The organism is Streptomyces sp. NPDC002701, assembly GCF_042889045.1.
GTDB lineage: Bacteria > Actinomycetota > Actinomycetes > Streptomycetales > Streptomycetaceae > Streptomyces.
The window spans coordinates 70,504-92,392 of record NZ_JBIAQL010000011.1 but is presented as its reverse complement, the minus strand read 5'-3'; the positions used below and the strand labels follow the sequence as shown (position 1 = coordinate 92,392).

General features: G+C 71.6%; 21 protein-coding genes and 7 tRNA genes. 10 read left to right on the top strand and 18 right to left on the bottom strand.

The genetic code is table 11. The features are described from left to right. Positions 1–23 precede the first annotated feature (23 nt). Complete coding sequence (locus ACFYXC_RS26555; protein ID WP_389554314.1) at positions 24–749, top strand: 3'-5' exonuclease; 726 nt, start codon at positions 24–26, stop codon at positions 747–749. Positions 750–831: 82 nt separating this feature from the next. Here the strand turns inward: ACFYXC_RS26555 and ACFYXC_RS26550 are convergent. Together ACFYXC_RS26550 and ACFYXC_RS26545 are read right to left on the bottom strand one after the other, a co-directional pair. Continuing rightward, positions 832–903 (bottom strand) — tRNA-Val (locus ACFYXC_RS26550). Positions 904–965: 62 nt separating this feature from the next. Next, entirely contained in the window at positions 966–1,427 is a 462-nt protein-coding gene (locus tag ACFYXC_RS26545; protein ID WP_389554413.1) for an SRPBCC family protein, read from the bottom strand. A gap of 128 nt (positions 1,428–1,555) precedes the next feature. On the opposite strand from ACFYXC_RS26545, the gene ACFYXC_RS26540 reads away from it, so the two are divergent. Beyond that, positions 1,556–4,027 carry an SCO7613 C-terminal domain-containing membrane protein gene (locus tag ACFYXC_RS26540; RefSeq protein ID WP_389554313.1) on the top strand — a complete coding sequence of 824 codons (2,472 nt, stop codon included), beginning with the start codon at positions 1,556–1,558 and terminating at the stop codon, positions 4,025–4,027. Between the two features lie 105 nt (positions 4,028–4,132). Here the strand turns inward: ACFYXC_RS26540 and ACFYXC_RS26535 are convergent, their stop codons facing one another. The 7 genes from ACFYXC_RS26535 to ACFYXC_RS26505 form a co-directional block, all read right to left on the bottom strand. After that, the gene (locus tag ACFYXC_RS26535; RefSeq protein ID WP_389554312.1) at positions 4,133–6,880 is read right to left on the bottom strand and encodes a Tat pathway signal sequence domain protein; all 2,748 of its coding nucleotides are present in this window, start codon (positions 6,878–6,880) and stop codon (positions 4,133–4,135) included. A gap of 115 nt (positions 6,881–6,995) precedes the next feature. Further along, a complete protein-coding gene (locus ACFYXC_RS26530) occupies positions 6,996–7,604 on the bottom strand; it encodes a hypothetical protein (protein ID WP_389554311.1) in 609 nt (202 codons plus the stop codon). Positions 7,605–7,611: 7 nt separating this feature from the next. Continuing rightward, the gene (locus ACFYXC_RS26525) at positions 7,612–8,478 is read right to left on the bottom strand and encodes a carbohydrate ABC transporter permease (protein WP_389554310.1); all 867 of its coding nucleotides are present in this window, start codon (positions 8,476–8,478) and stop codon (positions 7,612–7,614) included. Next, positions 8,475–9,446 carry a carbohydrate ABC transporter permease gene (locus tag ACFYXC_RS26520; RefSeq protein ID WP_389554309.1) on the bottom strand — a complete coding sequence of 324 codons (972 nt, stop codon included), beginning with the start codon at positions 9,444–9,446 and terminating at the stop codon, positions 8,475–8,477. The genes ACFYXC_RS26525 and ACFYXC_RS26520 overlap by 4 nt, the downstream gene beginning before the upstream one ends. Then, positions 9,446–10,729, bottom strand: a complete 1,284-nt coding sequence (locus ACFYXC_RS26515; protein ID WP_389554308.1) for an ABC transporter substrate-binding protein — start codon at positions 10,727–10,729, stop codon at positions 9,446–9,448. Before ACFYXC_RS26515 ends, ACFYXC_RS26520 begins: the two co-directional genes overlap by 1 nt. A gap of 1,373 nt (positions 10,730–12,102) precedes the next feature. Further along, a tRNA-Val gene (locus ACFYXC_RS26510) sits at positions 12,103–12,174 on the bottom strand. A gap of 79 nt (positions 12,175–12,253) precedes the next feature. Then, positions 12,254–12,688, bottom strand: a complete 435-nt coding sequence (locus ACFYXC_RS26505) for a TIGR02611 family protein (protein WP_388918139.1) — start codon at positions 12,686–12,688, stop codon at positions 12,254–12,256. Positions 12,689–12,879: 191 nt separating this feature from the next. Here ACFYXC_RS26505 and ACFYXC_RS26500 point away from each other — a divergent pair, with 191 nt between their 5' ends. Both ACFYXC_RS26500 and ACFYXC_RS26495 read left to right on the top strand, forming a co-directional pair. Then, the gene (locus ACFYXC_RS26500) at positions 12,880–13,293 is read left to right on the top strand and encodes an SsgA family sporulation/cell division regulator (protein ID WP_003959770.1); all 414 of its coding nucleotides are present in this window, start codon (positions 12,880–12,882) and stop codon (positions 13,291–13,293) included. Positions 13,294–13,718: 425 nt separating this feature from the next. After that, positions 13,719–14,276 carry a CGNR zinc finger domain-containing protein gene (locus ACFYXC_RS26495; RefSeq protein WP_388918136.1) on the top strand — a complete coding sequence of 186 codons (558 nt, stop codon included), beginning with the start codon at positions 13,719–13,721 and terminating at the stop codon, positions 14,274–14,276. Positions 14,277–14,317: 41 nt separating this feature from the next. On the opposite strand, the gene ACFYXC_RS26490 is transcribed toward ACFYXC_RS26495, so the two are convergent. Then, a complete protein-coding gene (locus tag ACFYXC_RS26490) occupies positions 14,318–14,470 on the bottom strand; it encodes a hypothetical protein (RefSeq protein WP_389554307.1) in 153 nt (50 codons plus the stop codon). Between the two features lie 196 nt (positions 14,471–14,666). Beyond that, positions 14,667–15,113, bottom strand: a complete 447-nt coding sequence (locus ACFYXC_RS26485) for a hypothetical protein (RefSeq protein ID WP_389554306.1) — start codon at positions 15,111–15,113, stop codon at positions 14,667–14,669. 200 nt (positions 15,114–15,313) lie between these two features. Here ACFYXC_RS26485 and ACFYXC_RS26480 point away from each other — a divergent pair, with 200 nt between their 5' ends. Then, positions 15,314–15,838 (top strand): DsbA family protein, encoded by a 525-nt coding sequence (locus ACFYXC_RS26480; RefSeq protein WP_388918131.1) that lies wholly within the window; start codon positions 15,314–15,316, stop codon positions 15,836–15,838. Positions 15,839–15,976: 138 nt separating this feature from the next. On the opposite strand, the gene ACFYXC_RS26475 is transcribed toward ACFYXC_RS26480, so the two are convergent. The 3 genes from ACFYXC_RS26475 to ACFYXC_RS26465 all read right to left on the bottom strand — a co-directional run bounded on the left by ACFYXC_RS26475 (position 15,977) and on the right by ACFYXC_RS26465 (position 18,869). Continuing rightward, the gene (locus tag ACFYXC_RS26475) at positions 15,977–16,801 is read right to left on the bottom strand and encodes a GNAT family N-acetyltransferase (protein ID WP_388918128.1); all 825 of its coding nucleotides are present in this window, start codon (positions 16,799–16,801) and stop codon (positions 15,977–15,979) included. 101 nt (positions 16,802–16,902) lie between these two features. Then, complete coding sequence (locus tag ACFYXC_RS26470) at positions 16,903–17,724, bottom strand: aminotransferase class IV (protein WP_389554305.1); 822 nt, start codon at positions 17,722–17,724, stop codon at positions 16,903–16,905. Positions 17,725–17,735: 11 nt separating this feature from the next. Then, positions 17,736–18,869, bottom strand: coding sequence for a chorismate-binding protein (locus tag ACFYXC_RS26465; protein WP_389554304.1), 1,134 nt, complete (start codon positions 18,867–18,869; stop codon positions 17,736–17,738). 156 nt (positions 18,870–19,025) lie between these two features. Between ACFYXC_RS26465 and ACFYXC_RS26460 the strand changes: the two genes are divergently transcribed. From ACFYXC_RS26460 to ACFYXC_RS26440, 5 genes are all read left to right on the top strand, one after another. After that, a tRNA-Gly gene (locus ACFYXC_RS26460) sits at positions 19,026–19,098 on the top strand. Positions 19,099–19,135: 37 nt separating this feature from the next. Continuing rightward, a tRNA-Cys gene (locus ACFYXC_RS26455) sits at positions 19,136–19,209 on the top strand. A gap of 1 nt (position 19,210) precedes the next feature. Continuing rightward, positions 19,211–19,282, top strand: a tRNA-Val gene (locus ACFYXC_RS26450). 36 nt (positions 19,283–19,318) lie between these two features. Next, a tRNA-Val gene (locus ACFYXC_RS26445) sits at positions 19,319–19,390 on the top strand. A 52-nt stretch (positions 19,391–19,442) separates the two neighbouring features. Then, positions 19,443–19,517 (top strand) — tRNA-Val (locus tag ACFYXC_RS26440). Between the two features lie 60 nt (positions 19,518–19,577). Here the strand turns inward: ACFYXC_RS26440 and ACFYXC_RS26435 are convergent. The 4 genes from ACFYXC_RS26435 to ACFYXC_RS26420 all read right to left on the bottom strand — a co-directional run bounded on the left by ACFYXC_RS26435 (position 19,578) and on the right by ACFYXC_RS26420 (position 21,810). After that, on the bottom strand, positions 19,578–19,892 hold the full coding sequence (locus tag ACFYXC_RS26435; RefSeq protein ID WP_389554303.1) for a zf-TFIIB domain-containing protein: 315 nt from the start codon (positions 19,890–19,892) through the stop codon (positions 19,578–19,580). A 74-nt stretch (positions 19,893–19,966) separates the two neighbouring features. After that, on the bottom strand, positions 19,967–20,929 hold the full coding sequence (locus ACFYXC_RS26430; RefSeq protein ID WP_389554302.1) for a phosphotransferase: 963 nt from the start codon (positions 20,927–20,929) through the stop codon (positions 19,967–19,969). A 195-nt stretch (positions 20,930–21,124) separates the two neighbouring features. Beyond that, the gene (locus tag ACFYXC_RS26425; protein WP_388918113.1) at positions 21,125–21,334 is read right to left on the bottom strand and encodes a hypothetical protein; all 210 of its coding nucleotides are present in this window, start codon (positions 21,332–21,334) and stop codon (positions 21,125–21,127) included. Between the two features lie 209 nt (positions 21,335–21,543). Beyond that, the gene (locus tag ACFYXC_RS26420; protein WP_055511046.1) at positions 21,544–21,810 is read right to left on the bottom strand and encodes a hypothetical protein; all 267 of its coding nucleotides are present in this window, start codon (positions 21,808–21,810) and stop codon (positions 21,544–21,546) included. Positions 21,811–21,889: the final 79 nt, after the last annotated feature.

Here is a 21,889-nt window from a genome sequence, read left to right as displayed (position 1 = left end):
GGTGAACGAGGAGTTGTGTGCGTATGACGTGCTGGTACGAGGGCCCTCTGACCGCGTTCGACACCGAGACGACCGGTGTCGACGTGGAGACCGACCGGATCGTGTCCGCCGCCGTCGTCGTCCAGGACGCTCCCGGCAGCCGCCCGCGCGTGCGCCGCTGGCTGGTGAATCCGGGAGTGCCGGTGCCCGAGGGCGCCACGGCGGTGCACGGGCTGACGGACGAACACCTGCGGCACAACGGCCGCTGGCCGTCGCCGGTGATGGACGAGATAGTCAGGGAGCTGGCCGAGCAGAGCGCGGCGGGACGGCCGCTCGTGGTGATGAACGCGCCCTTCGATCTGACGCTCCTGGACCGGGAGTTGCGCAGGCACCGGGCGTCCTCGCTGGACCACTGGTTCGAGGCCGTGCCGCTGCGCGTCCTGGACCCGCGGGTCCTGGACAAACACCTGGACCGCTACCGCAAGGGCCGCCGGACGCTCACGGATCTGTGCGCGCACTACGAGGTGGAGCTGCAGGAGGCCCACGACGCGGCGGCCGACGCGCTGGCGTCCCTGGAGGTCGTACGGGCGGTCGGGCGCCGTTTCGCGGTCAGGCTGGCGCGGCTCTCACCGGCCGAACTGCACACGCTGCAGGCCCTGTGGCACGCGGCGCAGGCCCGCGGCCTGCAGGCGTGGTTCGCCCGCAGCGGCGTCGAGGAGGCGGTCGATCCGGCCTGGCCGCTGCGGCCCGAGTTCCGGGCGGCGGCCTGAGCGGCACCCCGCGGAGGCCCCGCGGAGCAGGACGAGGCCATGCAAAAAGCCGGTCCGTCTGTGACGGACCGGCCTTTCCCGGTGGGCGATACTGGGTTCGAACCAGTGACCTCTTCGGTGTGAACGAAGCGCTCTCCCACTGAGCTAATCGCCCGGGAACGCACCGAACAATACAGGTCTCCGTGCGTTTCCTTCAAACCGCTTCACGGTGCCGCTTCACGGTTGCCCGCTTCCGGTCCCCCGAAGGTGCGCCGCCAGCCCGCGCCGCCCGGCCCGCATCATGAGCGCGTGGTTGGCGCGGAAGACGGGCCGTCCCGGCACGGCGAGCCGTCGCAGCAGGGGCTTGGTCACGTGGACCTCCTGGTCGTAGCGGGCGCGGGTACCGGCCCCCTCGGCGACGAGGGTCCATCGCGCCCAGCCGTCCACGTCACCGGTCATGGCGATCTCCAGGATCCCGGCCGCCCGGTCGCGGCGTACTTCCCGGGCGGTGAAGACCAGGTCGTAGGGCAGCACCGAGCGGATGCGGATCACCCCGCTGAGGTCGTCGACGGCCGTCACCTCGCGGACCTGCGGCCACCAGCGCGGATAGCTCTCGGCGTCGGCCAGCGCCCCGTAGACGACGTCGGGCGGCGCGGCGAGGCTCCACAGGCTGAGGAAGCGGTAGTGCGTCCAGTCCATACGCTTCATGATCCGAGTCTGCCCGCCCGCGGGAAACCCATGGCCCGGCGGGCGGACGGGCGGACATGAGTACGTCCTGAGTATCCGCGCTCATGTCCTGCGGGGTGACGCGGACCACAATCCGGGGTATGACGAACATTCCGCCACCGGCCGAGGAGCTGCGGATCCTCGACCACGAGCTGTGGCAACTGGACGCCCGCAGGGCCCAGTTGCTGGCCCGCCGGGTCTGGCTGCTCGATGTGCTCCGGTCGGCCGGGCCGCAGGCGGCCCCGGCCCGGGCCCAGGTCCCCGCGAGCCGGCCGTCCCCCGCGCCGCGCTCCCGCCGGCCGGAAGCCTCGGCCCCCGGCGTGCAGAACGCGCTGCTCGTCCTCGGCGGCGTCCTGCTGACCGTCGCGGCGATCGCGTTCACCCTGGTCAGCTGGGGGGACATGGGCATCGCCGGGCGGGCGACCGTCCTCGGCGCGGTCACCGCCGCCGCACTCGGCGCGCCCGTGCCGCTCCTGAAGCGCGGACTGCGCTCGACGGCGGAGTCGGTGGCGGGCCTCGGCCTCGCGCTGACGGTGCTCGACGCCTATGCCCTGCACGAGGTCGCCCTCCCCACGGTGGACGGCACCGGTTACGCGGCGGCCGCGTCGGCCCTTCTGGCCGCTCTGTGGACGGCGTACGGCCTCGGTCTCGGCGGCCTGCGTCTGCCGCTCCCGACGGCCGTGGCGGCGGCGCAGCTCCCGCTGCTCCTGTGGGTGGTGGCGGCCGGCGGAGGCGAGTACACGATCACGGCGGCGATGCTGGTGACGGCCGCGTTCGACACGGCCGTGGCCCTCAGGGTGTCCGTGCCGTCCGCACGGACCGTCGCCGTCGTCGGCGCGTACGGGGCGGGCGCCGCGGGCACCCTGGCGGCCGGTCTCCTCGTCTGGGACGCCACCGGTCCGAGCGCCGCCGCCCGTGCGGCGGCGCTCCTCGCCCTCGCCGCGGCGATCGCGCTGGGGGCCGCGCTGCGTGCCCCCGACGCGCGGGCCGCGCTCACTCTGGCGGCGGCCGGCGGTCTGATCGCCGTCGCCGCGGCGGGTGGTGTACTGCGCCCGGCCCTGCCCGGCGTGTGGACGGTCCCGGCCTGCCTGGCCTGCGGTATCGCACTGCTCGCGGTACGCGGCACCCGGCTGCCCCCGACCCTGCGCCGTGGCCTGTGCTGGTCCTCCGCGACGGTGCAGGCGCTGGCCGTGACCTGGAGCCTGCCCGCACTCGTACTGGCCCTGTTCGGCCCGGCCGGCTGGACCGCCCGCGTGTGGACGGGTGTGCCCTCGGACGCCCGCGACGCGGTGGCGGTCTCCGCACCCTGGCCGCCCGGCATGGAGTCGGCCCCGCTGGTGCTGATGGCGGTGGCGGTCGTCCTGGCCCTGGCGTTCCGCGGCGGCCCGCACCACTCCCTCGCTCTGAGCGCGGCGCTCGCCCTGGCCTGGGCGACGTCCCTCGTCGTGCCGGCGACCCTGCAACTCCCCTACTGGGCAGCACTGCTGTGGCACGGCGCGACCACGGTGGCCGCACTGACGGCAGCGGCGTACGCCCCCTCGGCGGGCAACCGCCTCACGACGGATGACCGCGTCTCGACGGGTGAGCGCCCCTCGACCGACGCCCGCCCCGCCTTCCTCCCCCTGACCGCGCTCGGTCTGTCCCTGCTCGGCTCGCTGCACCTGGCGGCCCTCTCCCTGGCGGCCGAAGCCGCCACCCTCAGCGTCCTGGCGAGCCTGACGGTCCTCTTCACGGCGGCCGCCGCCCGGTGGAAGCAGGAACTGTCCGGGGCGGTCTCGGCGGCCCCCGCCCTGGCGTACGCCACCGCGCTCGCGTGTGCCACGGGAGCGTCCCTCGACTGGCGGCCGCACCACACGGCCCTGCTGGTCCTGGTGGTGCCGGCCGCGGCCGCACTGCTGGCACCGAGGCTCGGCGACGCCACGCTGAAGGTGTCCGTCGAGATCACGGGAGCCGTGGCCGGCCTGCTGGCGATCGATCTGGCGTTCGCCGAGCCGCCCACGCTCGCCCTCGTCCTGGCCCTGTGCGGCGTGATCGCGGCGGGCACGGCCGTACGGGAGGACCGCAGGCGGGTCGGTTACGCGGCCGCCGCGCTGTTCGTGCTGGCCGCCTGGGTCCGGCTGGGCGCCTGGGAGGTCGGCTCCCCCGAGGCGTACACGCTGCCGGTGACCGTGCCCGCGCTGCTCGTCGGGTACCTCCGCAGGAGCCGTGACCCGGAGGCTTCGTCCTGGCTCGCGTACGGGCCCGGCCTCTCGGTGACCCTCGTACCGGGCCTCCTGGCGGTGTGGGGCGACGCGAACTGGCCGCGCCCCCTGCTCCTCGGCGCCGCGGCACTGGCCGTCACCCTCGCGGGCGTCCGGCACCGGCTGCGGGCCCCGCTGGTCCTGGGCGGCGGCACGCTGCTCGCGGTCGCACTCCACGAACTGGCCCCGTACCTCGCCCAGGCCATGGGCGCGGTCCCCCGCTGGGCCCCTCCGGCCCTGGCGGGCCTGCTCCTCCTGTCCCTGGGCGCCACCTACGAACAACGCCTACAGGACGCCCGCCGCCTCCGGGACACCCTGAACAAGATGCACTGACCCCGCGCCCCTCGGGGGCGCGGGGAACTGCGCGACAAGCCACAACGAACCCGCAGCCGCCCCACGCCCCAACCCTCCCACCCCCAACCGCGTCCCCCACCGGCGTCACGCCATCTTGTCGCCGATCAGGGCCAAATTCTGAATCGCCGCCAACCCGTACAACGCGGTCGTGTTGGTGGACACCCAGGCCGCCTCACTGCCCGCCACCAACCCCACCGGCCCCTCCACCTTCTTCGTGGACCAGTCCGTGGACTCCTTGTAGTCCCACGTGTCGGCACTGTTGTAGAACTGCCGCCACGCCCGCGCGGCCAGCGCGTCGTCGCCCAGGGCGACCGCCGCGTACGCGTCCTGCCGCGCGTGCCCCTGGAACAGCAGCAGGGACCCGAAGTCGGACCCGTAACGAGCCTTCTGCTCGGCCTTGGTCGCGTTGTAGTACCGGCAGTAGTTCAGCCACGCCTCCTTGAACGCCGGCATGTCGACCTGGTCGATCAGCTCGGCGTTCAGCTCCACCAGACCGAACATCGCCGACAGATGCGAGACCCCCACCACCGGGCTCGCCGCGACGGCGAACCTCCCGGTGTCCAGGTCGTACAGCGCACTGCCCTGGACGAACCCGTTCGGCTGCGCGGCGATGGTCTCCATCGTCGACAGCACCCGCGCCTTCGCCTTCTCCCACTTGGGTCCCCGCCGCTCCCACTCGGTGAGCCACGCGGACACGAGCCCGCTCCAGTCGGTGCCGAACCCGATCGAGAGCGCGTTGCGGTCCGGTTCGTACGGCTCGGTGCGGATCTTGCGGATCGGGTCGAGCACGAGGAACGTCTCGTCGGAGTCGACGTTGGCGTGCATGAGGTCCCCGACGCGTTCGTCGCCCGTGAGGAAGTAGTAGTACCGCCGGTACGTGGTGTTGGCGATGCGCTGCTGCTTGGCGCTGTCGGCATAGTGCTGGACTCCGTGCCGGGTCCCGAGGCCCGCCCACTTCCCCAGGTGGTAGACGTCGACCTCCCCGGTGTGCCGGGTCATGGCCTCCGCGAAGCGGAAGATGTCGGCGCGCCCCGACCGCATGTAGGCGAACCAGAGCCACAGGTCGGGCGACAGCTCGGAGTTGTCCCAGGCGTAGCCGCCGACGTCGTAGCACCACTGGTGCCGGCTCGGGTCGTACGTGTGCATGATGTCGCCGTAGTCCCAGAAGCCGTACCAACGGCGCATCTCCACCTGGTCCTTGTAGTAGGTGAAGAGGAAGTCGAGGTGGTCCTCGATCTTCGCCCTGGCGGCGGTGGACCGGTCCGGTTCGGAGAACAGCCGGCCGAAGACCCCCGCCTCGATCAGCTGCTTCGGCGGCGCGGCGAGCTGCGCGGGCGTGCGGACGGCGGCCACCTGCCTGGCCATCGCCTCGGCGCTCGGCGTCGACTCGTGGGCCCAGAAGACGAGTTCGCTGGTGCGGGCGATGCCGTAGGGCGTACCGAAGCCGGGTTCGTAGTCCTCGTAGGTGATGTTGAGGCCCTCCAGCTGTTCGGGGTAGGTGTCCTGGCCCATGCCGTCGTGGTAGAAGCGCAGGTCCATGGGTTGCGACTCGGGCGACCAGAGCCACAGGGTGACCTCGGCCTCGTCGGTCTGCGCGTCGCGGATGTCGAGCTGGGCGGGGAACTTCTCCCAGAAGTCCCGCAGTCCGAAGGCCAGCCCGCCGCTCGCGCCGCCGACGTAACCGAAGCCGCTCGCGCGTCGGCCACCGCCCGCACCGATCCAGCCGTGTCCCTTCTTCGTCCGCTTGCGGACCGTGAACCCGTCGGCGGAGAGCTGGGAGAGGGTGTAGTCGCCCCATTCGGGGATGTACTGCAGCCGGGTGGTCACCCGCTGGTCCCAGGTCGAGGGGTCGGGCAGCTTCCGCCCTTCGAACTGTGCCGTCCGCACGGCCGCGCCCGGGTCCCGGCGCAGACCGGTGATCCCCTTCACGGCTTCGCGCAGCAGACCGGTGCCCTCGCCGCCGATGCGGATGTGCCGGTCGTACGCGGCGTCGCGCATCGGCACCGTGAAGCGGACGCCGATGCCGCGGATGAAGTCACCACTGGCTCTGCCCGGTTCCTGGGTGCCGTCGAAGGTGATCGTGTGCACCATGCGGAAGGACTCGGCGCCCGCGTAGAAGTAGAGGCGGACCGAGAAGGGCAGCCAACTCCGGCTGCCCTTGCGGTGCTTGCCGTCGATGCGGACGACGGCGCGGACCGGCCCGTCCTGCTCGACCCCGGTCCGCGCGACGACGCTCTCGAAGCGCTCGTACTTCTCGGCGCCCTGGTCACCGTCCTCGATCTCGGGCTGGCGCAGCAGGACGAGCCGGCCGTCCCGGGCGATCTCCGTCGAGCCGCGCAGCACGGACTTCACGAGGGTGGAGCCGCTCCTGCCGATCTGCGCGGTGATGACACCGGTCGACACCGTGATGGAGCCGCCGCGCTGGTCGACGGTGACCTTCTTCGCGGGCGCGGCGGGCGTCCCGGTGCCGAGCGTGAGCTTCCCGCTGCCCGCTCCCGGCCCGACCGCGTGGGCGGTCCACTTCAGGGAGCCGTCCGGCCAGTAGCCGATCGGCCAGGACTGGACGGGCACGTCCTTGCCGTCGGCGTCGGTCAGCGCGAACGTCTGGTCCTTGTCGTACGCGCCCTTCGGCCACGGCACGCCCACGGTCGAGCCGGGCGTCTCGCCGAGGCCGCCGTCCTCCAGCCAGTCCAGGGTCACCGGGTCCGCGTCCGCCGCCGCGGCTCTCGGCGCGGCCTGCGCGTCCTGGGCGCCCAGGGCCCAGCTGAACTGGGATGCGGCTCCGGCGACGGCGGCGGCCTTGAGGAGGGATCTGCGAGGGATGGGGGACATGACTTTCCTTTCCTTGCGGAGTGGTCAGGGGCATGGCTCTCAGGGGCACTAATGTCAGGCGCATGACATAGGGCTGGACGGCTCGGGGGCGCCGTCCGTGGCCGGTGGCCGCCGGTCAGCGGCGTCGGCCGCGTTCCTCCACGGCGAGGGCCGCCGCCGCGACGGCCCCCAGGACGGGGACCGCCAGCGGCGGCACGAACCAGGCGGAGACGGCCACCACGGCCAGTCCGCCGACGAGCAGGAACGACCCCGCGGGGTCGAGGACGGTACGGCGTCCGGCGGCGCCGAGCAGGATCCGCCAGGAGGCGCCGGGCTCCCAGACCGCGGCCGCGCGCAGCCCGGCGACGGCCAGCCCGAGCAGCGCGAACAGGCCCACGGCCCCGACGGCCGGCCCGCCCGGGATCCCCGCGCGTACGGCCTGGACGTCCACCCACACCGCGAGGGCCGCGGCCCATCCGGCGAGTCCCGCGACCCATCCGCCGCGCACGGCCAGCCGGAAGTCCGCGGTGAACTCCCGCCAGCCGCCGCCCACATGGACCGTACGCCGCCGCAGGTGCCGCGACCCGGCGGCGAACGCGGCGGGATAGGTGACCACGGGCAGCGAGGCCACCGCGATCCACACCCCGGTGAGCAGACACTCGGCGAACAGTGCGAACCGCTCGGCGAAGGCGGACTCCCGCCCGGCGGCAACGGCCGTACGGGCTTTCGTGCGCGTCTGGGTCATGACCGGCTCAGCCCTTCAGACCGGAGGTCGCCATACCGTCGATCAGGTAGCGCTGGAAGGCGAGGAAGAACGCCAGCACGGGCAGCAGCGCCACCAGCGACATGGCGATCATGCCGCCGTAGTTGGCGACGCCCTCCTGGTCGCGGAACATCATCATGCCGAGGGAGACGGTGTACTTCCCGGGCTCGTTGAGGTAGATCAGCGGGCCCATGAAGTCGTTCCAGGCGTTGATGAACGTGAAGATGGCGCTGGTGATGAGGGCCGGCCGGCACAGCGGCAGCACGATCGACCAGTAGATCCGCAGATGACCGCAGCCGTCGAGCCGTGCCGCCTCGTCCAGTTCCTTCGGCAGGTTCCGCATGAACTGCACCATGAGGAAGACGAAGAACGCCTCGGTGGCCAGGTACTTGCCGATCAGCAGCGGCACGTACGTGTTGATCAGTTCCATCTTCTGGAACATCACGTACTGCGGGATGAGCAGCACGTGGTACGGCAGCAGCAGCGTGCCGATCATCAGCGAGAACATCAGGTTGCGCCCGGCGAACCGGATACGGGCGAACGCGTAGGCCGTCAGCGAGCAGGAGACGAGGATGCCGACGACGGAGCCGAGCGCGTAGAAGAGGGAGTTCTCGAAGAACGTGGCGATCGAGATGTCCGCGATGCCATCGGCCAGCCCCCTGAAGTTCTGGAGGATCGGGCTGGTCGGGAAGAGTTCGAGACTGCCGATGATCTCCCGGCTGGGTTTGAACGAGGCGCCGAGGACCCAGACGACGGGATAGAGGACCACCGCGAGGACGAGCAGGGCGCCGAGATGCCAGGCGAGCGACCCGGTGCCACCGCGTCCGCGGGCGGTGGGGGTCGTGGTGGTGCTCATCGGGCGGCCTCCTCGTAGTGCACCCATCGCCTCTGGGACCAGAAGAGGACCGCCGTCACCAGCGCCACGGCGAGCAGCAGCATCCAGGCCATCGCGGAGGCGAAGCCCATCTGCGCCTCCTTGAAGCCCTTCTGGTACAGGTAGCAGGTGTAGACGAGCGTGGAGTCGGCCGGCCCGCAGCTGGTGTTGGAGACGACGTACGCGGATCCGAAGATCTGGAACGAGTGGATGGTCTCCAGCAGCACGTTGAAGAAGACCACCGGGGAAATCATCGGCAGGGTGATGCTCCAGAACCGTCTGAACGGCCCCGCGCCGTCGACCTCGGCCGCCTCGTACAGTTCCCTGGGCACCTGCTTCAGCCCGGCCAGGAAGATGACCATCGGGGCGCCGAACTGCCAGACGGTCAGCGCCACCAGGCTGTAGAGCACCCAGTCCGGGTTTCCGACCCAGCCGCCGACGTCGAACCCGAGGAACGACTGTGTACGGTCCACGACGGCGTCGTCGGAGAACAGGGCCCGCCACACGAAGCCGACGGAGACGCTCGCGCCGATCAGTGACGGGGCGTAGAACGCGGCCCGGTAGAACGCCTGCCCGCGCCGGCTCTGCGCCAGCAGCAGGGCGACCCCCAGCGCGAGCAGCAGTTTCAGCGGGGTGCCGATGACGACGTACTTGGCCGTCACCTCCACCGACTTCTGCCACCGCGGATCGTCGAGCATCCGGGTGAAGTTGTCGAAGCCGATCCACTTCGGGGAGTTGAAGAGGTTGTAGTCGGTGAACGCGAAATAGAGCGACGCGGCCATCGGCCCCGCGGTCAGCAGCAGGAAGCCGGCGATCCACGGCGACATGAAGAGGTAGCCGGCGAGATTCTCCCGGCGGCCCCGCCGCCGTGCGGCGGCGGGGGGACCGGGACGCTGCTCCGCGGCATCCGGCGGAGAGTCCTTGACGAGCGTCGTCACGGCTGTTCCCATCAGGCGGCGAGGGCGGTCTTCGCCTCGGAGAAGAACTGCTTGACCGCGTCGGCGACCTTGGTCTTGCCCGTCGACATGTCACCGGCGATGCGCAGGAACGCGGCTTCCACGGTGTCGGCGCCCGCCGGGTGCGGGGTGATGGTCCCGAGCAGTCCGGCCTTGGCGACGTCCTCCTCGTACTTCGCGATCGCCTGGTTGGGGGCGTCGGCCGGCTTGTACGCGTCGAACTGCTCGGTGGTGGCGAGGATGCCGCGGTCGTAACCCATGATCTTGCCGACCTCGGGGTCGTGCACCATGAAGGAGATGAACTGGGCGACCTCCTTGGGGTGCTTGGTCCGTGCCGAGCCGCTCAGCATCAGCGAGCCGAGGTACTGGCCGGTCTCCTTGCCGTCGGTCGTCGGGATCGGCGCCAGCCCGTAGGTGCTGTCGCCCTCCGTGGTGTAGCGCACGGTGAAGTTGTCCCAGGTGAACTCGGAGGCTCCGTCACCCGAGGCCAGCGCCGACTTCGGTTTGAGCTGCTCGACCTTCTTCGGGTCGGTGACGATGCCGGCCTTCACGCGGTTGTAGCCGTCCTGCCACCACTCCGTCAGGTCGGCCTCGTCGAAGCCGAGTCCGTCCTCGGTGAAGAACGCCTTGCCGTTCTGCCGGAGATACAGGTCGTAGAGGTACATGATCCCGAAGTAGCCGGTGTCGCCCGCGACCTTCTGGGTGTCATGGATCTTCTTCAGCGCGGCGAAGTACTCGTCCCAGGTCCAGCCCTGCTCCGGCTTCACGCCGGCCGCCGCGAAGACCTTCTCGTCGATGACGAGCGACATGGTGTTGGAGCCGACGGGTACACCGAGCAGCTTTCCGTCGACCTCGCCGACCTTCTCGACGCCGGCGCGGAAGTTCTCGAGGTTCAGATTTCCCGCGTCCACTTGCGACTTGAGGTCGAGCAGAACGCTTCTCTTGTCGTACTTCCGCAGAAAGGCGACGGCGTTCTGGAATACGTCCGGTGGATTTCCGCCCGCGGCCTGGGTCTGGAACTTCTCCCAAAAGGCCACGTAATCCTGGAAGTCCGTCTTGACCTTGATCTTCGGGTACTTCTTCTCGAACAGCGCGATGGACTGGTTGATGCGCTTGGCGCGTTCCTCCGCACCCCACCAGGCGAAGCGGATCTCGACGGTTCCGTCGCCCGATCCGCCGCCGTCACCCCCGCATCCCGCGGTCGCGGCCAGCCCCACCGTCGTGAGCGACGCCCCGACCGCCTTGAGGACCGTCCGCCTCTCGACACTCCCGTTCATCCCCACAGTCGGGCCTCCTCGCGACGTCACCGTCCGCTGCCATGAATCGTTTCAAGTAAGCGCTTGCTGGCACAAGGTACGGAGGCCCTCAGCGGCCGTCAATGATTCGCACAGGAATTGATGTGAACGGGGTCGCTCGCGCGACGGCGTGAACTGGGGCGAATTGACAACGGAGTTGCACGGGGGTGCAGGTGGGAAGGGGTGGGTCGGGGGGTCGAACGGGATATTTGCCGGGGGGAGTTGGGGAGGGGGGAGGGCTGAAAGGAGGGGGCGGGGGTGAGTGCGGGGGTGGCGACCAGCGGGGGACGCGGGCGGCGACGGGACGCGGCCGCGATGGGCGGGTTGACGGTCGGCGACGGGCGGGCTGTCGCCGACGGGCGGGCACGCGGCGGGGGCCGGCGGGCACGCGGCCGGGAGCCAGCGGTCCGGCGGGGCAGCGGGCCGGCGACCGGCCACGGGCGGACACGCGGCCGAGGGCTGGCGGGACGGCGGATGGGCGGGCCAGCGGGCGGGTTAGGCGCCGGGCGGGCCGGTGACCGGGGACGGACGGACACGCGGCCGAGGCTGGCAGGACGGCGGAGGGTGGGCCAGCGGGCGGGTTAGGCGCCGGGCGGGCCGATGGTCGGCGACGGGCGGGCACGCGTGCCGGAGGGCCGGTGGGCTGGGCGTTCCGGCAGGACCGCGGGTGGACGGGCCAGTGGGCAGGCGAGACGGCGAGCGGGTGCGCGGCCGGGGGCCGGCGGTCCGGCAGGACGGCGGATGGGCAGAACAGCGAGCAGGCGAGACGGCAAGCGTGCACGCGGCCTGGACGGGCGGTCCGGCAGGCCGGTGGACCGGCGGCGGACGGGCCAGCAGGCAGGCGGGGCGCTCCTGGCAGTCCGGCTGGTGGGGCTGGGGGCGGAGCGCGGGGTTCAGGTGGGTCGTGGGCTGCAGGCAGAGTCACGAGGCACCGGGCTGCCCGCCAGAGCGGCAGCGCGACGGCGGCCACCAACCGGCACATGCCAACGAACCGGCGGACCCACTCATCCAGGGGCGCAGGGAACTGCGCACCCAGCCCACAACAACCGTCACAAACGAACGGCCTCACACCCCCACTCACCTGGGGGCGCGGGGAACTGCGCACCCAGCCCATGACGGCCGTCACAAACGAACGACCGGACACCCCCAGCCACCTATGGGCGCGGGGAACTGCGCGACCAGCCAGCACCGCCCGGCACACGCAAACAAACCCGCACACCCACGCACCCAGGGGCGCGGGGAACTGCGCACCCAGCCCATGACGGCCGTCACATGAGGACCGACCTCCAGAACGACAGAACAGGCGGTTGGTTCCACGGGAACCGTGGAACCAACCGCCTGCCGGCAAAGCAACGTGGGCGATACTGGGATCGAACCAGTGACCTCTTCGGTGTGAACGAAGCGCTCTCCCGCTGAGCTAATCGCCCGGGCGCACAAAGTAGATTACCCCATGTCAGGGCATGCTTCCGACCCGCCCCGACCCACCCAAGGACACCCGGAGCGCCCCTACTCCTTGATGTTCCACGGCATCTCGATGCCGAACTTCCAGACGTACACCCCGACCAGCACGGCGATGATCACCAGCCCGACGGTCGTCAGGATGATGTTGCGGCGCCGGACCTTCGGGTCGAGCGCCCGCTGTGTCGCCTCGGTGACTTTGCGTTTCGTCCAGCGGAGCACGAGCTGCGCCCAGACGAACTCGGTCGCCCAGATCGCCATACCGCCGAAGATCACCAGCCAGCCCGGTCCGGGCAGCGGCAGCATGATCACGCCGGCCACGACAACCGCGAGGCCCACGATGAACACGCCCACCTGCCAGCTGAGGTGCAGTACGCGGCGTGCCTTGATGAATTGCGGCGCACGGGATCCGAGCGCCTGCTCGCTCTTCGTCTCGTCGGTCGCCACGGCGACCTCCCGCGCTCGGTCACTCCCCGTATTCATACGGCCAAACCCTACCGGACGGAATCCGGTCACCGGAATGGTCGTAAGACGCGAACGGGGACTCGGCCGGATGAGGTACCTAAAGACACGCAAAACACTCAGAGGGGTTTACAACGACACCGTAGGTGGCATGTCGATTTCGCCGACGTGCGAATCCCCGAGCGCACACTGAGCGAAAGGCCCTGGCGCTTATGAACACCACGGTCAGCTGCGAGCTGCACCTGCGCCTCGTTGTGTCGAGCGAGTCCTCACTGCCTGTTCCCGCAGGACTGCGGTATGACACGGCCGATCCCTACGCCGTGCACGCCACCTTCCACACCGGAGCCGAGGAGACTGTCGAGTGGGTGTTCGCCCGCGACCTTCTCGCCGAGGGCCTGCACCGGCCCACCGGTACCGGCGACGTCCGAGTCTGGCCGTCCCGCAGTCACGGTCAGGGCGTCGTGTGCATCGCCCTGAGCTCTCCGGAGGGCGAAGCCCTGCTCGAGGCCCCGGCGCGGGCCCTGGAGTCCTTCCTCAAGCGAACCGACGCCGCCGTGCCCCCCGGCACGGAACACCGGCACTTCGATCTCGATACGGAGCTCTCACACATCCTGGCCGAAAGCTAGGACGGGACTCCGCACCAAGCCGCCCGGCGCCGTCCACTCGGGGAGACGGCTCGGGCTCAGACAACTGCATAGGGAGCACACGGGCGCCGTCCCCGCCGGCCAGGTGGGGGCGGCGCCCGTGCGTGTGCCTCCGGCGGTTTGGGGTGGGAGTGGGTGCGCCGTTCCCCGCGCCCCTCGGTAGGCGGGGGTGACCATCGTCGGCAGGTGACCATCGTTGTCCGCCGAGCGCGCCGTTCCCCGCGCCCCTGGGTGAGCGAGGGTGACCCTCGGCCGCACGTGACCGTCGTCGACCGCTGAGCGCGCCGTTCCCCGCGCCCCTGCGCGGCGGGAGGGGCCTGGGCGGATCCGGACGGTCCGGCGTGGAGCCGCTAGCATCGGCCTGCATCGGCGGGCGTCCGCCCGACCCCCAGGCCAGGGAGCGAAACGTGCTGATCACCCACGACACCCGGTGCGCCCTAGACACCGTGGTCGATCTGGTGAACACCGCACCGGAGGACGACACCACGGACGGACTCGCGAACCTTGCGGCGCTGCTCGACTTCGTACGAAGGCACGACATGAGCGATGTCGGGACCTTGTCCGAACTGGATCTCTCGGCGGTGCGAAGGATCCGAGGGCGGTTCGCCGCGGTCTTCGCGGCGCCCGACGCCCGGACCGCCGCAGCGCTCATCAACGAGCTGGTCGCCGCCGCGGGCACCACGCCGCGCCTCACGAACCACGACGGTTACGACTGGCACGTGCACTACTTCGCGCCCGGCGCGTCCGTCGCCGACCACCTCGCCGCGGACTGCGGCATGGCGCTGGCCTTCTTCGTGGTGGCCGGGGAGGAGGAGCGGCTGCGCCGCTGTGAGGCACCGGACTGCCGACGCGCCTTCGTCGACCTCTCCCGCAACCGCTCCCGTCGCTACTGCGACAGCCGCACCTGCGGAAACCGCCTCCACGTGGCGGCGTACCGGGCACGGCGCAAGGAAGCGGCGGGCTGACGGAGTCCTCGGCGGGTGGCGCCAGGGACTCCGCGTACGGCTCAGAGCAGCAGCAGATCGTGCAGCGAAGCCATGAGCAGCAGACAGCCGATCACCGCAAGGAAGATCATCAGCGGTGGCTGGGAAAGCGCGAAGAGACAACCCCGCCGCTCCTCGGGAGGAGCCGCGTTGTCGCTCTGGGTTGTATCCAGCATTACGCGGCGATGATGACCCAGCCGGGACTCCCGACGCGATCAACACGCCCGGATTGTGGGGGAGTTAGCCGGAATCCGTGACACAGCGTTCCAACATCTGGGATACACCGGCCCGCTGGGAGGGCGCCCGTCCTCGTCCGGCGCGGCGACCGGCCTCGGAAAGATCCTCAGGAAGATGAGGCGTGCCGCTGTTTCCTCATATTCCGTGCTTCTTGAGGATCGCCTCGATGTCGCTGAAGTCGTCCGCCGGACCCGCCTTGCGGGGCTTGGCCTCGGAGCGGCCCGCCGGGCGTGCGGCGGCCGGGCCCAGCGAGGGCGCCGAAGCCGCCGGGGCCACCGCCTCGCGCTGCGCGGCCCGGGCCGCCCTGCGCTCCTTGCGGGTCCCGCCCGTACGCCGCTCCACGGCGCGCGTGGTCATGAACAGCAGCCAGGCCGCCCCCAGCACGCCGAAGCCGGCCCAGGCGGTCGGGCTGAAGGCGGTCTCCGCCACCCATTCGACGGCCCCGGTCAGCACCAGGCCGAGCGGCACCAGCGCGTACGCCGCCAGGCGGGCCGCCGCGAGGAACCGCTTGCGGTACGCGGTGACCGCGGCGATGCCCAGCCCCGCCGCGGCGACGGCGGAACAGACGGTCTCGGCAATCATCCGGTCCTCCAGGCGGGGCGAGCGGGGTCGGGCAGGGGCACTTCGTCCCTTCCATCCTGCACCGCTCCCCGCCCGATATGCCATGGTCCGGGGAGACCTCAGGGACATATCCGGGTCGGGTCCTCCTGAGGTGCCGGTCCCACCCGGTCGCCCCGAGGTCCCGGTTGGGCCGCGAGGGCCCCGGCTGGGAGACTGGTCCCATGAGCGACTCCTCCCCCGTCCGCCCCGCCGTCCCCGTCCTGGACGTCTGGTGCGAACTGCAGTGCCCGGACTGCCGAAGCGCCCTCGACGACCTGCGCGCACTGCGCGCCCGCTACGGCGACCGGCTGGAACTGCGGCTGCGGCACTTCCCGCTCGAGAAGCACCGGCACGCGTTCGCCGCCGCGCAGGCCGCCGAGGAGGCCGCGGAACAGGGCACGGCGTGGCCGTACGTCGAGGCGGTGCTGGAGCGCGTACCGGAGCTGGACCGCGAGGGTGAGGCGCTCCTCCTCGACGTGGCCCGCGAACTCGGCCTCGACGTGGAGGAGTTCGACACGGCGCTCATCGACGGCCGGCACATCCTGATCGTCGACGCCGACCAGGCCGAGGGCAAGGCGATCGGCGTGACCGGCACACCGACGTACGTCATCGACGGTGAGCGCCTCGACGGCGGCAAGAGTCAGGAAGGGCTGCGCGAGCGCGTGGAGGAGATCGTGGACCGGCTGCTGGCCGCGCAGGAAGCCTGACGACACCCACGAGGTCCCCTCCCCCGGCGGCAGGCGGTCGCCGGGGCCGGTCCGGCCCCCACAGCGGGCTTCGCAGCGCGGACCTCGAAGCGGGCCCGCCGCGTCCGGCGGCAGGCCCGCGCGGCAGGTCGTCCGCTCCTACAGCAGGTCCTTGTAGAGGTGGTACGTGATCGTCTCGTAGCCGAGTGACTCGTACAGCCGCTCGGCCGGGGCGTTGCCGGCGAAGACGTTCAGGCGGACACCGGGGCGGCCTGCGGCGGCCGCCCGCGCCTCCGCGAACAGCATCAGCGAACGGCCGTGTCCCCTGCCCCGGAAGCTCTCGCCGGACTCGACCTTGTGGACGAAGGCCCAGCCGTCGCGGGTCCCCAGCCACAGCATGCCCACCGGTGTCCCCTCGTGCTCCAGGACACTGAACTCCGTACCCTCGCCGGCGGATCCGTCCGGCAGCGACGTGATGTGGTCCCGCTCGGACTTGGCGCGGGCCTCGGCCTCGGGCACCCCCCGGGCGATCCACTGCTGGGCGTAGTCCTCCTTGGACCGCGCCGCCCACGCCTGGAACTCGTCCTGCGTCATCGGCCGCGCCCGGCTGCCGGCGGGCAGTCCGGGCGCGGTGTCGCCGAGCCGCTTCTGCATGGTGCGGTTGCGCACCACGTAGCCGAGGGCCGTCGTCAGGCGCAGGGCCGCCGCCGCGTCGGCGGGTACCGACACCTCGATCCGCCGGCAGCCCCAGCCGCGTGCCACCTCCTCCGCGGCGAGCGCGGCCACGGTGCCCCGGCCACGCCCGCGGTCCGGCTCCTCGATGCCGAGGTCACGGATCCGGGCGACGGACGTCCCGAAGTCGGGGTGGGTGGCGAGGTGGACGACGCCCACGGGGCGGCTGTTCACGCACACCGTGTAGTGGCGTGACAGCGCCCCGTCAGAGGCGCGCTGAAGCGGCTCGGTCGGCCGCAGTGTGGTGGTCATCAGGGGTGTTGTACCCGCCCGGACGGGTTCGCGCCATCCGGTCCGGCCGACGGCCCGACGCGTGCGGTGCGACGGGCGGGCCCGGCCCCGCACGAGCCGTCTCAGGGATCGAGGTCGTCGCCCGCCCGCTCGTCGAAGATCCGCATGGCCTTCGCCGTCACCGGGCCCGGCGCCCCGGCGAGTTCACGGCCGTCGACGCGGTGCACGGCCTGTACGTCACGCAGCGTCGAGGTCAGGAAGACCTCCTCGGCGCGTTCCAGGACGTCGAACGGGAGGTCGGTCTCCCTGGCGCCGGTCCACTCGACGGTGAGGGCACGCGTGATGCCCGCGAGGCACCCGGAGGCGACGGGCGGGGTGTGGATCTCACCGTCCAGGACGACGAAGACGTTGGAGCCCGTGCCCTCGCAGAGCCGCCCGACGGTGTTGGCGAACAGGGCCTCGGATCCGCCCCGTTCGCGCGCGCGGGCGAGGGCGACGACGTTCTCGGCGTACGACGTGGTCTTGAGGCCCGTCAGCGCGCCGCGCTCGTTGCGGGTCCACGGCAGGGTGATCACGGCGGTGGAGTCGGGGCGGCGGCCGGTCTCCCCCAGTGCCACGAGCAGGGTCGGCCCGTGTTCCCCGCGGTCCGAGCCGAGCGGTCCCAGGCCACCGGTGTACGTGATGCGCAGGCGGCCGAGCGGCATCGGGTCGGCCGCCAGGACGGCCGCGCACGCCTCGCGCACCTCGTCGCGGTCGGGCTCGGGCAGTCCGAGACCGGCGGCCGAGCGCGCCAGCCGGTCCAGATGACGGGTGAGCGCGAACGGACGGCCGGAGACCGCCTTCACGGTCTCGAAGACGCCGTCGCCCACGGTCAGCCCGTGGTCGAGGACGGAGACACGGGCCGACCCGCTGTCCTGCAGTCCGCCGTCGAGCCAGATCTTCACTGAACCTCACCTCATGAGAACGTGCCGGGTTCCCGGCCGGACGTGCTGTCCCGGCCTGTCGTGTTCTCCCGGCCGGGGGTCCCGGGAGCGTCCGCCGGGGTCCCCCCACCCGTGTCGTACGCCCCTGGGTACTCCCCCGACGCTACAGCGAGCAGCCGGGCCGCCTTCAGCTCGGTCTCCTCCCACTCGCGCAGGGGGTCCGACCCCCAGGTGATGCCCGCGCCGGAGCCGAAGCGCAGCACTCCCTCGGTCCGATCGGACCAGAAGGTGCGGATGCCGACGGCGAGCTCTCCGGTGCCGCGGTCGGCGTCGACCCAGCCGATGCCGCCGCAGTACGGTCCCCGGGGCGCGGTCTCCAGGGCGTCGATGATCCGCAGGGCCCTGGACTTGGGGGCGCCGGTGACGGAGCCGGGCGGGAAGGTCGCGCCGAGCAGCTCCGGCCAGCCCACGCCGTGGCGCAGTTCACCGCGGACGGTGGAGACGAGGTGGACGAGACCCGGGTGCTTCTCGACGACGCACAGGTCGGGCACGGTCACGGTGCCGGTGGCGCACACCCGGCCCAGGTCGTTGCGCACCAGGTCCACGATCATCACGTTCTCGGCGTGGTCCTTGTCGAGCAGGTCGGCCTCGGTGCGTCCGGTGCCCTTGATCGGACCCGACTCGACGGTACGGCCGTCGCGGCGCAGGAAGAGCTCCGGGGAGGCGGTGGCGATCTCCACCCCGTGACCGGGCAGGCGAATCGTTCCGGCATAGGGGGCCGGGTTGCCGCGGGCCAGCAGGGCGGTCAGCGCGTCCACGTCGGCGTCGGGGGCGAGGGGCGCCGACAGGACGCGGCAGAGGTTCGCCTGGTACACCTCGCCGGCCGCGATGTGCTCACGTATCCGGCGGACACCCGCCAGGTACCCGGCGCGGTCGAGCGAGGACGTCCAGTCGCCGGCCGAGGGACCCCGCCACGCCCCCGGCACCGGCGCGGGGACGGTTTCGGGCCGTACGTCCGCGAAACGGGCGCAGACCACCCGCCCCTCGAAGTCGGCACTGACGGCCCAGAAGCCCCGGGAGTCCAGGGCCGCGGGGTCGTCGGTGACGTCGCGGAGGCCGGTCGCGACGAGACCGCCGAAGCGGGCGAGAGCTGGGAGGTCCTGCACGGTGATGAGTCTATGGTGGGTGACCTGCGGGTGCCCCGACCGTGTCCTGGAGCGGGCGTAACGCAGCACGCTGCGCAAACGCGTTTTTGTGCTGGCCCCGGTATCCGCTAGAGTTCAACACGTCGCCGGGTCGTGAGAGCGGGCCGGAAACGACAAGCGGACGTAGCTCAGTTGGTAGAGCGCAACCTTGCCAAGGTTGAGGTCGCCAGTTCGAACCTGGTCGTCCGCTCGCAGGAAGTGGGGATCGTCCCGACCCCCGCGCTCCTGGTGGAGTGGCCGAGAGGCGAGGCAACGGCCTGCAAAGCCGTCTACACGGGTTCAAATCCCGTCTCCACCTCCAAGGACGATTAGCTCAGCGGGAGAGCGCTTCCCTGACACGGAAGAGGTCACTGGTTCAATCCCAGTATCGTCCACTGGATCCGCCGGTACGATCGGCACGGTCCTGTCCCGCGCGATTAGCTCAGCGGGAGAGCGCTTCCCTGACACGGAAGAGGTCACTGGTTCAATCCCAGTATCGCGCACGCAGTACGCACCACCGGTGCCGTCAGGTACGCACCACCAGCAGGTCCACCCGCGCGATTAGCTCAGCGGGAGAGCGCTTCCCTGACACGGAAGAGGTCACTGGTTCAATCCCAGTATCGCGCACCAGCCGAAGCCCCCGGCCGTCTCGTACGGTCGGGGGCTTCGTCGTTCCTCGGGACCGTGCGGTCAGGAGGAGAAGAGCATGTGGCCGAAGCCCTTCTGACGCTGGTGACCGTAGTGACCGCCGTGACCACCGTGACCACCGTGACCGCCGTGACCACCGTGCTGCGGAGCGCCCCAGGCGGGTGCGGGTGCGGACGGGTATGCCTGCGGGCCGCCCGGGGGCGGCGGGGCGGGCTGCGACCACTGGCTCTCGAGCCGGGTCAGGGACTCCAGTTCGCCGTAGTCGAGGAAGATCCCGCGGCAACCACTGCACTGCTCGATCTGGACACCGTTGCGGTTGTACGTGTGCATCGGTGCGTGGCACTTCGGACACTGCATGCTCGGCTCAACTCCTCGCCCGTCGGTACTGCTTCCACCAGGACAGACTCTGCCCCGCTTCCGTCGGTTGCACCCTACGTCGCGCATCTTCCCGCCAACTCGGGCGCATGAGCGGCCATTCGGTCACACGCGTCGATCACGGACACCTCGACCTCGTCCAACGGGCGCTCCTGCGCGACCGACTTGGCGATCGCCAGGGCCGCGGTCTGCGCGGTGAGGGCGCGGGCGGGCACGTCCAGGGCCGGCCACGGGTCGCTGTCCGCGGGGACGGCCGGACCGCCGGCCCCGCGGTACGCGGTGAGGAAGCGGGTCCACTCCTCGGGCGCCAGGAGACCGCAGGCGAACCAGGCCGCGGGCCGGGCCAGGTCCCAGGCGGGGCTCCCCCGGCCCAGGTCGTCGATGTCGATGAGCAGCCAGTCACCGGCCGCCGCCCGTACCAGCTGGCCCAGGTGGAAGTCGCCGTGGCACAGCGTCCGGGTGCCCGGCATCGGCGCCTCGTCCCGCGCCCAGGCGGGCAGGACGGACCAGGCGCGCAGGACCGGCCCGGCCGCCGGGTGGGGGCCTGCCGCCCGCAGACGTGCGACGGCGCGGGCCGCCTTCGCCGGACCGCGCATGGACGGCAGGCCGGGCGGGAGGACGGAGTCCGGCGTGCGGTGGAGCCGGGCGAGGAGGGTCGCCGCCGCCTCCCAGGGAGCGGCGTCGGGGTCGTCACGGTCCACGGGGGTGCCGTAGGGCCAGTAGGTGACCGGCCGGGCGGCCGCTTCGACGGCTCCGGCCGCCTCCGGCGGCCCGAGCGGGGGCAGGAGGACGCCGTCGAGTGCGGGGTGCGCGGCGACGGCCAGGCGCGCCGCGAGGTGCGCGGGGTCGGTGCCGGCCGCGTGTGCCTTCGCCACCGTGCGGCCGTGCCGGACGACGGTCCCGTCGGGCCGGTCGGCCAGGACGGTGGTGTCGGTACCGCAGACGCAGGCGTCGGGCGCCGCCGGATGAGCGGCGGTCCGCACCTTGGCGCGCAGGGCGGGCAGCACGTCGGCGGTCACTCGGGTCCCCCTCGGGTCGTACGTATCCGTCCGGGGCGGGCCCGGCGGTCTCCCGGAGCGTACGCACACAGAGCAATGCGGGCGCAGCTCCCCAGCTGCGCCCGCATCTCTTGCCGTCCGCCGCACCCCCGTCCCCACGGGGTTTCATGGCCGGATGTCCCCGCCCGGACCGCTCTTCCGGGCCTGGGGCGCCGCTCAGCGCCCCAGCATCACGCCCACGGACGACGCCTGTGTGACCACTGCTTCCCAGCCGCCGAAGACGACCACGAGCAGGGTGGCCAGAGGGAGGACCATGGCCGTCGCCACCAGGGGGTGGCGTCGGCCGGACCGGCTGGGGCCGAACGCGGCGGTGTACGCCTTGCGTCCCTGCGTGCGGATCATGGTCCGCGGTGCCGTGTCCGCCATGGTCCCTCTCCTGACCGTTCTGTTGGAAAGCTTCTGTCCGTCTTGCAGCGGCGGGTGCCTGACCTCGGGGGACGAGTGCTGCACCCGCCGCTTGACAACAAATCTAGGCGTGAGGGGCCTGCGGGTCGTCATGCCCTCGTACCTATTGCCGGGCCTCCCGGAGGATGAGCGGTGACCTGCGGAGTACTCCCCTGGGTGGAGAAGAGGTCCTAGGTCTCAGGGGTTTCCCGGAGGGGACGTCCGGTCTGTTCCGAGCTGTCCTCCCTCGGGACCGGTTGCTCGACGAGCGCGAGCACCCTGGTGGCCATGAAGCGGGCCGTGCGGACGACTGATCCACTTCGGGTGACTTCGCTCACTTCGACCACTCCTCTGCGGACCGCCGTCTCCACCCTGCGACCCGCCCGACTGGCCACCACCTCGTACGTACGGGTCGTGTCCCCCGCGTCCACCACTATCTCCACGCGATCACCCTTCACGGGCCCAATCCCCCTTCTGCGACGGAAGGTTGAGGATCCGCGCAGCTCGACGCCCCGGGAGTCCCCCGTCCCCTGACCA

Bases quoted from the DNA above. Each gene is read 5' to 3' on its own strand.
- ACFYXC_RS26425 (WP_388918113.1), bottom strand. From the start codon at position 21,334: ATGGCGGACACGGCACCGCGGACCATGATCCGCACGCAGGGACGCAAG.
- ACFYXC_RS26520 (WP_389554309.1), bottom strand. From the start codon at position 9,446: ATGGGAACAGCCGTGACGACGCTCGTCAAGGACTCTCCGCCGGATGCC.
- ACFYXC_RS26485 (WP_389554306.1), bottom strand. From the start codon at position 15,113: ATGATTGCCGAGACCGTCTGTTCCGCCGTCGCCGCGGCGGGGCTGGGC.
- ACFYXC_RS26475 (WP_388918128.1), bottom strand. From the start codon at position 16,801: ATGACCACCACACTGCGGCCGACCGAGCCGCTTCAGCGCGCCTCTGAC.
- ACFYXC_RS26540 (WP_389554313.1), top strand. From the start codon at position 1,556: ATGACGAACATTCCGCCACCGGCCGAGGAGCTGCGGATCCTCGACCAC.
- ACFYXC_RS26435 (WP_389554303.1), bottom strand. From the start codon at position 19,892: ATGCAGTGTCCGAAGTGCCACGCACCGATGCACACGTACAACCGCAAC.
- ACFYXC_RS26505 (WP_388918139.1), bottom strand. From the start codon at position 12,688: ATGAATACGGGGAGTGACCGAGCGCGGGAGGTCGCCGTGGCGACCGAC.
- ACFYXC_RS26535 (WP_389554312.1), bottom strand. From the start codon at position 6,880: ATGTCCCCCATCCCTCGCAGATCCCTCCTCAAGGCCGCCGCCGTCGCC.
- ACFYXC_RS26525 (WP_389554310.1), bottom strand. From the start codon at position 8,478: ATGAGCACCACCACGACCCCCACCGCCCGCGGACGCGGTGGCACCGGG.
- ACFYXC_RS26555 (WP_389554314.1), top strand. From the start codon at position 24: ATGACGTGCTGGTACGAGGGCCCTCTGACCGCGTTCGACACCGAGACG.
- ACFYXC_RS26530 (WP_389554311.1), bottom strand. From the start codon at position 7,604: ATGACCCAGACGCGCACGAAAGCCCGTACGGCCGTTGCCGCCGGGCGG.
- ACFYXC_RS26500 (WP_003959770.1), top strand. From the start codon at position 12,880: ATGAACACCACGGTCAGCTGCGAGCTGCACCTGCGCCTCGTTGTGTCG.
- ACFYXC_RS26480 (WP_388918131.1), top strand. From the start codon at position 15,314: ATGAGCGACTCCTCCCCCGTCCGCCCCGCCGTCCCCGTCCTGGACGTC.
- ACFYXC_RS26490 (WP_389554307.1), bottom strand. From the start codon at position 14,470: ATGCTGGATACAACCCAGAGCGACAACGCGGCTCCTCCCGAGGAGCGG.
- ACFYXC_RS26545 (WP_389554413.1), bottom strand. From the start codon at position 1,427: ATGGACTGGACGCACTACCGCTTCCTCAGCCTGTGGAGCCTCGCCGCG.
- ACFYXC_RS26515 (WP_389554308.1), bottom strand. From the start codon at position 10,729: ATGAACGGGAGTGTCGAGAGGCGGACGGTCCTCAAGGCGGTCGGGGCG.